6 protein-coding genes and 1 pseudogene are annotated in these 11618 nt (G+C 76.7%); 2 read left to right on the top strand and 5 right to left on the bottom strand.

The genetic code is table 11. The features are described 5' to 3' along the window. Positions 1 to 259 precede the first annotated feature (259 nt). Both ACIRVF_RS38285 and ACIRVF_RS38280 read right to left on the bottom strand, forming a co-directional pair. Positions 260 to 1588 (bottom strand): annotated as a pseudogene (locus tag ACIRVF_RS38285) (PP2C family protein-serine/threonine phosphatase); the annotation flags it as partial. Positions 1589 to 1782: 194 nt separating this feature from the next. Continuing rightward, positions 1783 to 3156, bottom strand: a complete 1374-nt coding sequence (locus tag ACIRVF_RS38280; protein WP_402828851.1) for an NAD(P)/FAD-dependent oxidoreductase — start codon at positions 3154 to 3156, stop codon at positions 1783 to 1785. Between the two features lie 551 nt (positions 3157 to 3707). Here ACIRVF_RS38280 and ACIRVF_RS38275 point away from each other — a divergent pair. After that, positions 3708 to 4583: a TetR/AcrR family transcriptional regulator gene (locus ACIRVF_RS38275; protein WP_402828843.1), complete on the top strand. Its 876-nt coding sequence runs from the start codon at positions 3708 to 3710 to the stop codon at positions 4581 to 4583. Between the two features lie 366 nt (positions 4584 to 4949). Then, on the top strand, positions 4950 to 7319 hold the full coding sequence (locus ACIRVF_RS38270; protein WP_402828841.1) for a sigma-70 family RNA polymerase sigma factor: 2370 nt from the start codon (positions 4950 to 4952) through the stop codon (positions 7317 to 7319). Positions 7320 to 7358: 39 nt separating this feature from the next. Here the strand turns inward: ACIRVF_RS38270 and ACIRVF_RS38265 are convergent, their stop codons facing one another. From ACIRVF_RS38265 to ACIRVF_RS38255, 3 genes are all read right to left on the bottom strand, one after another. Then, a complete protein-coding gene (locus ACIRVF_RS38265; protein WP_402828839.1) occupies positions 7359 to 8063 on the bottom strand; it encodes a DsbA family oxidoreductase in 705 nt (234 codons plus the stop codon). Between the two features lie 96 nt (positions 8064 to 8159). Continuing rightward, positions 8160 to 8648: a universal stress protein gene (locus ACIRVF_RS38260; protein WP_402828837.1), complete on the bottom strand. Its 489-nt coding sequence runs from the start codon at positions 8646 to 8648 to the stop codon at positions 8160 to 8162. 189 nt (positions 8649 to 8837) lie between these two features. Then, positions 8838 to 11024, bottom strand: coding sequence for an asparagine synthase-related protein (locus ACIRVF_RS38255; protein WP_402828835.1), 2187 nt, complete (start codon positions 11022 to 11024; stop codon positions 8838 to 8840). Positions 11025 to 11618 lie beyond the last annotated feature (594 nt).

Here is an 11618-nt window from a genome sequence, read left to right as displayed (position 1 = left end):
CCGGTGCTTGACGCCCCGTCCGACGTTCCAAACTCTAGCCGATCCCCGCTCCGAAAAGCGAATCCAGCCGAGTCCGGCCGCAATCCGATAAAACGAGCACGCCGAATAAGCACCGAGCCGGGACGCGAAAAGCGAAACGACCGGTACGGACCGGAGTGGTGTTTCAAGGGATTGGCTGCCCCGGGACCGTCCGCGCTGATGCGTGTCCGGTGCTCCCTGCCAGGCAACTCGAAGAACACTAGACCTCTGGGGAGGCCGAGTCAAGCGCCGCAAGCGAATTTTCGGCACCCTCCTCGGCTGGCAGCTGGAAGGCCAGGACGGCGACGTCGTCGTCGTGCTCCGAGGTCACGCCCATCGCCCGCAGCAGCCGGGCGCAGATCACCTCGGGGGCGCCGATCGCGCCGGTGAGGGTGCGGGCCAGCAGGTCGAGTCCCTGGTCGATGTCCTCGTCGCGGCGCTCGACCAGGCCGTCCGTGTAGAGGACTCCGGTCGTGCCCGGGAGCAGGCGCAGGGTGTGGGAGACGTGCAGGCCGCCGCCGGTGCCGAGCGGGGGACCGTTCTGTTCCTCGCTGCGCAGGATGGTCCCGTCGGGGCAGCGCAGCAGCATGGGGAGGTGACCGGCCGAGGCGTAGGAGAGGGTGCGGCCCCGCGGGTCCCAGACCGCGTAGGTGCAGGTGGCGATCTGGTTGGCGTCGATCTCCATGGCCAGGCCGTCGAGCAGGCACATCACCTCGTGCGGGGGCAGGTCGAGGCGGGCGTAGGCGCGTACGGCGGTGCGCAGCTGGCCCATCACGGCGGCCGCCCGCAGTCCCCGGCCCATGACGTCGCCGATGACGAGCGCGGTGCGTCCGCCCGCGATGGCGATGACGTCGTACCAGTCGCCGCCGACCGCGGCCTCGGCGCCGCCCGGCTGGTAGGTGGCGGCGACCCGCAGGTCGGCGGGCTGGTCGAGCTTCTGCGGGAGCAGGCTGCGCTGGAGGGTGACGGCGGCCTCGCGCTGGCGGCGTTCGGCTTCGCGCAGCCGGGCGGCGGCGAGGACCTGGTCGGTGACCTCGGCGGCGAAGATCAGCACTCCGGCGGGCGGTCCGTCGGGGGCCGGCGGCTTGTCGGCCGGCTCACCGGCGTCCCCGGTGCCGAGCGGGACGCAGGAGACGTTGTAGTAGCGGTTGCCGGTGAGGCCGAGGATGCAGCGGGCCTTGACGCTGCGGGGGCGTCCGCCGCGGATGACCTGGTCCATCAGGGGCAGGACGCCCATGGTGCCGAGTTCGGGAAGGGCCTCGGCGGCGGGCAGGCCGGTGGGGCGGTCGCCGAAGAGTTCGCGGTAGGCGCGGTTGGCGTAGCCGAGCTGGTGGAGCGGGCCGTAGGTGACGGCGACCGGGGCGGGGATGCGGTTGAGGACCTCGCGCAGGTCCTGGGGTTTGTGCGGGTCGAGAAGTTCGGCGGTGGTGGCGGGGCCGATCGGGTCGCGGGGGCCGGGCACGACGACGTTGTCGGTGGAGGGCGTGCCCTCGTCGGTGCCGGCCCCGTTGGGTGGGGCGGCACGCCAGGGGACTCCGGTGAGCCGGGCGCTCCAGCGCATGAGGTTCAAACGACGGCCGCTTCCTCGTTTTCCAGGCATATCATCACTTTTTGTGTACACATCGGTACACGGGGTAATGACCAGTTCGGGCTGATCCTGTCAGGCGGAGGGCCGGTTCCGGAAGTCGCCCGCCCGGCGTGGCCGTCGGATCGGCCGTCGGATCGGTCCTCGGACCGGCCGCCGGGCCCGGGCGACGGGCGTGTTCATCGGGGAGCTTCCGGCCCCGGCCCGGACGGCCGACCCGGACCGGAATCGAATCCGCCCTCGAATACCGAACGCGGGTGCCCGATCGTTCCCAGGGAGACCACCTCGCGGGAGAACACTCCGAGCAGCACCCAGTCCATCAGCACCCGCACCCGGCGCTCCGCGCTCGGCAGTCGCCGCAGGTGCCGCGCCCGGTGCAGCCACCACGCCCGGCGTCCGGTGAGCCGGCCGCCGCGCCGGGTGTGGGCGACGGCCCGGTGCAGGCCCAGCGAGGTCGAGCAGGCGGCGGGGCCGGGCCGGTACGCGGCCAGGCCCGGCGCGTGCGGTCCGCCGTCCAGGGCCAACGCGATGTTGCGGGCCAGCAGTTCGGCCTGGGCGAAGGCGTGCTGGGCGTTGGGCGCGCAGGGGGCGCCGTCCGCGCCGGGATCGGGGACGGCGGCACCGTCGCCCGCCGCCCAGACCCCGGGCAGCGCCCGTCCGTCCGGTCCGACGACCTGCAGGGTGGCCAGGCAGCGGACCCGGCCCAGGGTGTCCAGCGGCAGGTCGGTGTCGCGCAGCATCGGGGACGGCCGGACGCCCGCCGTCCACACCAGGGTGCGGGCTCCGAAGCGGCTGCCGTCGGAGAGCGCGGCGACCCCGCCGGCGGCGGACTCCAGGGTGGTGCGCAGCCGGACGTCGACGCCGCGCTCGCGCAGCTGGCCGAGGGTGTGCTCGGCGAGTTCGGGCGACTCCTCGGCGAGGATCCGGTCGGTCGCCTCGACCAGCACCCAGCGCAGGTCCTCGGCGCGGACGTTGTGGTGGCCCCGTACGGCGGTGCGGGCCATGTCCTCCAGTTCGGCGAGCGCGCCGACGCCCGCGTACCCGGCGCCGACGAAGACGAAGGTGAGCGCGGACTGCCGCAGGGCGGGGTCCCGGGTGGCGGAGGCGAGGTCGAGCTGCTCCAGCACGTGGTTGCGCAGGTGCACCGCGTCGCCGACGGTGGAGAAGCCGAGTCCGTGCTCGGCCAGGCCTGGCACCGGGGCCGTCCGGGAGACCGATCCCGGGGCCACCACCAGGACGTCGTAGGGGAGTTCGAGCGGCGCCGGGGGCTCGCCGGGGCCCGCGGCATCGGCCAGCGCGCGGCGGGCGGCGTGTTCGATCCGGGTGATCCGGGCGGTGAGCACCCGGCAGTCCGGCAGGGCGCGGCGCAACGGCACGACCACGTGCCGCGGGTCGATCGAGCCGGCCGCGACCTCCGCCAGCAGCGGGTGGTAGGTGGAGTAGGCCCGGGGTTCGACGACGGTGATCTCCACCTCCCCGCGCCGCAGCCGCTCCCGCAGGCCACGCTGGAGGTGGAGCGCGGTGGCCATCCCGGCGCAGCCGCCGCCGGCGATCAGGATCCTGATGGTGCACCTCCTGCCGATGTGACGTTTCGTCCCGGCCTCGCGGCCGGGGGTGTCCCCCCATCACGCACCCCTATGAAGGACCGGCGGAGGTGGTCTTGTCCACAGTCCGTACGGGGCTGGTTGCGACGGAAGTGACGGCCGGGGCCAGTTGTGCTTGCCGGGCGACTTTCTGACGCACTTTCGGCCGCGAAGAGCCGTGAACTATGGTCGGATTGTGTGCCGGAGCGGCCGTCGCCATGACAACCGGCGGCGACGCACCGTGGAGCGGCCGCTACGGCCAGTTCCAGCGTTGGCGCGAGAACCCGACTGGGGGACAGTCATCCGGGGAAGGGTAGTTCCCGGACGAGGCCCCGGGCGGTGCCGACGCACCGAGCCGGACGTCAAGAGCGGCCCGGCGGCACGACCGTGGTCACCGGAACGGGACGGGCGGCACGAGCGATGGGTCATCTGGTCATTTCTGACGGGCTGAGCTGCACCGGGGGGTGCAGGGGCGGGCGACGACAGGGTCCGGTTCCGGACGCCTGCGGGGGAGAGTTGGGATGATGGAGCAGAAGCAGGTGTTGGGGCGGGCGGGCGCACCGCACGCCGGACAGGGCACGGTCCCGGAGCAGCGCGGCCCGGTGGACCTGCCGCAGGGCGGGATGGCGTACGCGGCCGTCCCGTACCGGGCGGAGCCCCCGCAGGCCACCGCGCCGGTGCCCGGGGCCCGGTTGCGGGTGGACGCCCGGCGGAACCTGGAGAGCGTGCTGCGGGCCGCCCGGGAGGTGTTCGGCGAGTTCGGCTACGGCGCTCCGATGGAGGAGGTCGCGCGCCGGGCCGGGGTCGGGGTCGGCACGGTCTACCGGCGCTTCCCGAGCAAGGAGGTGCTGGTCCAGCGGATCGCCGCCGAGGAGGTGGCCTGGCTGACCGCGCAGGCGCGGGAGTCGCTGTACGGCGGCGAGGGCGCCTGGGAGGCGCTGGCCGGGTACCTGGCCCGGGCCGTGGGCACCGGGGCCGGGCGGCTGCTGCCGCCGGAGGCCTTCCGGTACGCGGAGGAGCTGGGCCGGGTGCCGGAGCAGCGGGCGCCGGAACCGGCGGCGGCCGTCCGCTTCGACCTGCGCGGCGAGGAGGCGCGGTCCGGGGCGGGGGCGGAGCCCTCACCGGCGGACGCCGATCCCCGGCTGCTGCTGCAGTTGTTGGCCGCCCTGGTGGCGCGCGCGGGTGCGGCGGGCGAGCTGCGGCCGGGCGTCACGGTGTCGGACGTGGTGCTGGTGCTGACCGCTTCGGTGCCGGTGCACGCGGCGCGGCCCTCGGTCTCGGCGCCGACGGCGGCGGGTTTCACGGCGGTCGGTCCGCAGACGGACGGTCAACCGGCCGCCGCGGCGCCGTCGGACCGGCTGCTGCAGATACTGCTGGACGGTCTGCGGGCGGGCTGAGCCGCCTCCCGCGGCATGCCGATCCGGCGGCGGCACCGGGCCGCCGCGACCGACGCGCCGGGCGGGCAGGCGAGTTGGGCGGAACACCGGCGCGCGGACTGGGCGCGCGCCGGGTGCGGGCGTCGCGCGACCCCTCGCCGCACGCTGAGCGAACAGATCCGCGACGGCCCCTCGGAAGAGTGGGTACCGGCCGGTCCGGCTACCGCGCGTCCCTGCGCTATGCCATCCTTTGCCCGTGGTTGGAGCCAATGTCCCGATGCGCGCCCTTCGCGCGCCGTCGGCGCCGTACGCCGGGGAACCGTGCACCCACGCACTCCCGCGCGCCCTGCCACACTACGGGGGCTGTCGTGGAATCTGGGGTCCGTTGTGAGCGCCGAGGAACAGAACGACTACGGGTACGGCCTCGACTTCGGGGGGTTCTCCGGCAGTACGGCCGAAGGATCCGCCGCGGGCCCCGGCGGTAGCGGCTCGGCCCAAGTGCCGGGCGCCCCGGCCGGATCGGGCGCCCCGGCCGGATCGGGCGCCGCGTCCGGCTCGGGCAGCACGTCCGGCTCTGGCAGCGCGACCGGTTCCGGCGCCGGACACGTCCCGGACCAGGGCGGATGGCCCGGCCGCGAGTCGCTGTCCTCCTCCTCCGCCGCACTGCCGCCCGGCCGGGTGCCCGGCCAGGCCCCGGCGGGCCGGGGCGGCGTCGCCCCGGAGGCGTTCGTCGGCGACGGCCGCCCGGCACGCCCCACCGTGCCCGCCCCCGCCGACCCGGTGGACGGCGAGCGCCCGCCCTCCGACGCCGAGTTGACCGCCCGGGTCCGGGCCGGCGACGACACCGCGTACGAGGAGATCTACCTCCGGCACGTCGACTCGGTGCGCCGCTACGCCCGCACCTGCTGCCGGGACAGCTTCACCGCCGAGGACCTCGCGGGCGAGGTCTTCGCCCGTACGCTCCAGGCGCTCAAGGCGGGCAAGGGACCGGAGTTCGCCGTCCGCGCCTATCTGCTGACCGCCGTGCGCAACGTCGCCGCCGCCTGGACCCGGAGCGAGCGGCGCGAACAACTCGTCGACGACTTCGGCCTGTTCGCCCAGACCTCGGCCGCCGTCGTCGACTTCGACCTGGCCGACCCCGGCGCCGACGCCTGGGCCATGGCGATGGCCGACCAGCGGATGGTCATGCAGGCCTACGCCGAACTCCCCGAGGACGACCGGGTGGTGCTCTGGCACACCGAGGTCGAACGGGAGTCCCCGAAGGCCGTCGCCGTGATGCTCGGCAAGACCGCCAACGCCACCGCCGTCCAGGCCCACCGGGCCCGCGACCGGCTGGCCGCCGCCTTCCTCCAGGCCCACGTCTCCGGCAGCCAGGCGAGCACCTGCGAGGCGTACGCCAACCGGCTCGGGGCGTACGCGCGCGGCTCGCTGCGCAAGCGGGCCTCGGCGGAGGTCGGCCGGCACCTCAAGGAGTGCGACCGCTGCACGGCGGCCTGCCTCGAACTCACCGAGATCAACACCGGTCTGCGCGCGCTGCTGCCCGGCGGCGTACTGGTCTGGGTCGGAGTCGGCGGGTTCAGCGCCGCCGCGGCCGCCGTGGGCGGTGTCGCCGCGGTCGGCGGTGCGGCCGCGGCGGGGACGGCGGCGGCCTCGGCCGGATCCTCGGGCACGGCGGCGGGGGCCGCGGGTGCTGCGGGAGCCTCCGGCGCGGCCGGTGCCGCCGGGGCCTCCGGCGCCGCGGGTGCGTCCGGCGCTTCCGGCGGGAGCTCGGCCGCCGCCGCGGCCGGCGAGGGCCTGGGTACCGCCGCCAAGGCCGGGATCGCCGCCGCCGTCGCGGTGGCGGCGGCGGCGGTGGCCGCCTACGCGCTGACCGGCTCGACCGAGCCGGGGCCGCCCGTGGCCGCTCCCCCGGCGGTCTCCGCCCCGGCCTCCCCCGCACCGGCGGCAGCCCCGCCCGCGCCGCCCACCCCGGCGCCCACCCCAGCGCCCACCAGCGCCGCCCCGGCCCCGGCCCCGGCCGCGGCCCCGGAGCAGCCCGCGCCCAGCCCGAGTGCGACCCCCACCCCCAAGCCGACCTCGAAGCCGACCCAGCCCCCGGTGGCCGCCCGGGCCCCGCGGCACGAACCGACCACCGAACCGACCACCGAGCCACCGCGCGTCCCGGCCCCGACCCTCCCGCCGCCGCCGACGCCGGAGCTGCCGGAGCTGCCGGAGCTGCCGGAGGTGCCGGTCGTCCCGACGCCCACCGTTCCCACGGTGCCGCCGGTGCCGGAACCGACCGTCACCCCGCCGATCCCGCCCGCGCCCACCGACTTCTGGGGCGACTCCCTGCCCGTCCTCAAGCCCGGCAACCACCGGGTGCCGCCGGAGGGGCCCAGCATCCGGCAGAAGGGCAGCGACAGGTTCTCGCAGCGCGACGGCGGCTGGATCGGCGGCGACTACCACCCGCACGCCATCACCGTGCACGCGCCGGCCACCACACTGATCGACCTCAACCGGGGCTGCACGTCCTTCGACGCGGTCGCCGGGGTCGACGACGCCACGCTCAGCCCCGGCGGGGTGGTCTTCACCGTCCAGGGAGGCGACGGCAGCACCCTGTGGCGCTCCCGCGCCATCGGCGCCGGGGACGACGCGGTGCCGGTGCACGTGCCGCTGGCCGGGCAGAAGTCGATCCGGCTGGTCGTCACGCCGGTGCACGGGATCTGGTCGGCGCTGAACGTGGCGGACTGGGCGCAGGCCCGGTTCAGGTGCTCGTAGCGGGCCCGGAACGGGCCTCCCGCTCCTGCGGCCACCCGCTCAGACGGCGCAGGAGCCGTCCGCGCAGGCCTCACCGGCCGGGGCGACCTGCACCGGGGCCGGGCGGCGCTCCCCGATCTCCGCGGCGACCTGCTCCAGCACCTTGCGGAAGGTCGCGGCCTCCTGCCCGCCCTGGACCGCCCACTTGCCCTCGAACACGAAGGTCGGCACGGCACTGATGCCCAGCTCACGGGCCTCGGCCAGCTGGGCGCGGACCTCGGCGGTGCCCTCGTCGCCCGCCAGGTAGGCGGTCACCCGCTCGCGGTCCAGACCCGCCGCCACCGCGACGTCGGCCAGCGCGTCGCGGTCGCCGACGTCCACGCCGTCGGTGAAGTGCGCCTTCAGCAGCGCCTCCTTGAGCCGGCCCTGCGCCTCGGCGCCGTACTCGGCCTCGGCGAGGTGCAGCAGGCGGTGTCCCAGGAAGGTGTTGGCGTGCAGGGCGGCGTCGAAGTCGTACGTGATGCCCTCGGCGAGGCCCAGCTCGGCCACCCGCGCGTCCATCGCCACCGACTGCGGGCCGTAGCGCTCGGCCAGCCAGGCGCGGTGCGGGCTCGCCGTCGCGGGCGCGTCGGGGACCAGCTGGTACGGGCGGTAGACGACCTCGACGTCCTCCTTGCCCGGGAAGTCCGCCAGGGCCTGCTCGAAGCGGCGCTTACCGATGTAGCACCAGGGGCAGGCGATGTCGGACCAGATCTCGACCTTCATGTCGGGGGGCTCCAGGGGGCGTCTCGTGCGGATGTACGGGATGGGTGAACGATGAACCATCTCGGCACATTCCCGACACCGCCGGGCTGCCTCGCGTCAGCCCTCCGGGGGCGCCGGCACCACCAGGACCGGGCAGGCCGCGTGGTGCACCGCCGCCGAGCTCACCGACCCCAGCAGCAACCGGGCGAAGCCCCCGTTGCCCCTGGTGCCGACCACCAGCGTGTGCTGCCGGGTCGAGGCCTCCAGCAGCACCTCGATCACGTTGCCCAGCACCACGTGCAGCGACATCTCCCCCTCGTACGGCCGGACCCGCTGCCGCAGCACCGCCGCCACCGCCCGGCGCAGCCCGTCCGCCATGCTCTCGACCAGCGTCTCCACGCTCTCCTGCACCAGCTCGGCCATCCCGGGCGGGTACCCGGCCGGTGCCGGGTTCACCACGGCGAGCACGTACAGCGGCAGCCCGAAAAGTTCCGCCTCGGTGATCGCCCGGTCCAACGCCCACAGCGACCCGTCCGACCCGTCGCAGGCCGCCAGCACCCCGGGCGGCCGCCCCGTCGGCGGCCGCCCGAGTACCGACAGCACCACGGGAACCTCCTGCCCCGGGCTCACACCGGCCACCGCGCACACTCCTCACCGCTGGCTCACAGCTCCGCCATCATCACCTGCCCGGCGCCACCGCCCGGGCCAGCCGCGCCGAACGGCGTAGCGGCGGGGGCGGCTCGGACGGGGGTGCGCCGGCTCGCCCAGGCCCCGGGGAGGGGGGAGCCGCGGGGGTCAGGGGGTGAGGGCCGGGAGCCGGGGATGGGGGAGGCCGGTCCAGCAGGCGCCGTGGCGGCGGGCGCGGAGGCGGCGGAGCCAGAGTTCGGTGGAGACGAGGTCGGCGAGGCCGGCCAGGTCGGCCGGGGAGAGGGGGGTGGCGGGGTCGGTGGAGCGGGCGAGGCCGGCGCGTACGGCGGGGAGGTCGATGAGTCCCGCTTCGGCGAGGAGGGGGGCGTCGAAGAGTTCGGCGAGGCCGTCGGCGGCGAGGCGCAGGCCGGCCCGGGTGGGGGCGGTGCGGTCGGGGCGGGGGCCGCGGCCCCAGTCCGGGGGCAGGTCGGTGCGGCCGGCGCCGGTGAGGACGGCGTGCAGGAGGGCGTGCCGGGCGCCGGGTTGGAGGCGGACGTCGTCGGGGAGCAGCCGGGCCGCGCGGACCACCTGGTTGTCGAGGAAGGGGGCGTGCAGCCGCTGGCCGGGCCGTTCGGCGGCGTGCACGAGCGTGCGGTAGGAGCGTGCCTGGCGGTGGAGGGCGTGCCGGGCGCGGTGCGCGCCGGGGTGTTCCTCGGGCGCCGGTTTGCGCGCCGCCAGCCGTAGCCGGAGGGCCACCGAGGAGAGCGCCTCGTCGGAGAGCCAGCGGGCGGCCGGGCCGGGGACGCACCAGGCGAGGTCGACGGCCGAGCGGTCGCCCGCCGTGCCCGCGCCGTCGGGGACGTGGCGGGCGGTCAGCTTGGCGGCCGCCTCGTCCAGCGCCTCGGCGTAGCGGACCCGGGAGAGCCGGTGGGCGGCCCGGACCACGGTGAGCGGGGTGCGCAGCGCGCCGGCCAGCACACCGGCTGCGGCCCGGTCGGCGCCGGCCAGGGCGGCGACCGGGGGCAGGAGTTCACGGGGCCGCCCGGCCCGGATGAGGTCGGCGAGCCGGGCCGGGTGGCCGTCCAGGACCTGGCGGGCGCCGTAGCCGGTGAGGTGGTCGGTGCCGCCGGCGTCGAAGCGGGCCTCGGCGCGGGCGACGGCCACGAGTTCGGGGCCGGGCTCGTCGGTGAGCGGACCGGACTGCGGGTCGGCGCGCAGGACGGCGTAGGGGAGGGTGTCGGGGCCGGGGTCGAGCACGGTGTGCCGCAGCCGCGGGGTGTCGGGGGCGAGGGCGAGGGTGGTGGGCGGTTCGGTCTCGCCGAGCGTGACGGCGGCCAACTGCTCGGGGGCGGAGGGCCCCTGGGCGTTCTGCCGGACCCAGGAGCCCTTGACCGCACCGCTCCTGGCCCCGGCAGCCCCGGCGGCTCCGGAAGCCCCGGCGGCGCTCCTGGTGCCGACGGCGAGCGGCGCGGCCCCGGCGCCCCCTGCGCCCGTGGGCACCGGCGGCAGCGGCACGGCGGCGGCGAGCAGGGCGACGGTGGCGGAGGCGGTGCCGTACGAGAGGTCGACGCCGAGCCGGGCGCGCCCGGCGGGGCCGCCGGCCGTTGCGGTGGTGCGGACCCGGGAGCGGACGGATTCCAGCAGGGCGCGGGTGAGTTCGCGGATGGCGGGCGCCTCGTCGCGGGGTTGTTCGGCGCCGGGCGGCTCGTCGTAGGCGTCGAGGTACGGGCGGCCGCCGCGGATGGCCAGCACATGGCCGGGCGGCACCCGTTGGACGCCCAGGTACGGGGTGCCGGTGCCGAGCGCCTCCGGGGACTCGGGGCAGGCGAGGCGGGCGGCGAGGTGGCCGGTGTCGAGGGCGGCGCCGACCAGGTCGGCGAGCGGGAGGGCGGCGGTGGCGTACGCGGTGCCGCCGGCCCAGGGGGTGTGGAAGACGGGCTGGGCGCCGGCCAGGTCGGTGAGCAGCAGGGTGGAGCGGGTGCCGGTGCGCAGCACGACGGTGTAGCTGCCGGGCCAGGCGGTCAGGTGGCGGACGGCGCCGCCGCGGGCGGCGGCGAGGCCGGCGGCGAGTTCGGCGTCGGTGGCTCCGCAGTGGCCGAGGACGGCGAGCCGGGTGGTGGCGGGGGTGTCCTCGACCGGGTCGGGGGTGGTCGGTCCGGTGCTGACGGCGGCGGGGGCACCGGGGCGGAGGGTGACCAGGCGGATCTCCTCGGGGCGCCAGTCGCCCACCGCCCAGAGGGGGTTGGGGCCGGTCCACAGGGGGCGCGCGGCGATCGGTGTGACCGTGGCGAGTGCCTCGTGCGCCGGTGTTCCCGCCCGGGGCGCACCCGTGCTCCAGCCCGTCAGCCACCGCATCGCGCCTCCACCGGACGAGGACCTGCACTCGCGCGGCGCGTCCGGCGCCGGGCGGGGCGGCCGGGTGGGGTGCCGGGTCGCGGCCCGCACGCGCGTCCGGGCGTGCCCTCGTTCCGGCGCGCCGTCAGGAGACATCGTGCCACCACCGGGCGTGGCCGGGGCCGGTGTTGTCGGTTCCGGTTCCGTTTCGCCGTGGCCTCGGCAGCCGCCGGGCGGGAGTTCGCCGGCGGCGGGTTCGGGCGGGCCGGGCCTCCCCCTCCCTGACCCGGACCGCCCGGACGGCGCCCTTGACATGGGCATCGCGAGATGGCCGAAAGGCGTCGCCCCGCCCGGGAGGGCATCCGCATGCCCTCCCGGACTTGGCCGCCGCCCGCGGGGATTGAGGCGGCGGCATCCCCCGGCCCGCCGGGTCCTCGACGGCGGGCCGACCCACGACCACCAGCGAATCGCCGCGCAGCCGGTCGGGCCAGGGGGCACGGCCGGGCGCACGTGAACACGGGACCGGAGCACGACGCTCCGGCGCGCGGAGCGGCCGAACCGCTCCGGGTGGTCCGGACCAACTGCCGCAACGGCCCGGCGCGGCACCGCCGGGTG

The sequence above is a fragment of the Kitasatospora sp. NPDC101157 genome (genome assembly GCF_044768255.1).
GTDB lineage: Bacteria > Actinomycetota > Actinomycetes > Streptomycetales > Streptomycetaceae > Kitasatospora.
The sequence above is the reverse complement of the archived record's forward strand: the minus strand, read 5'-3'. Positions and strand labels throughout refer to the sequence as shown.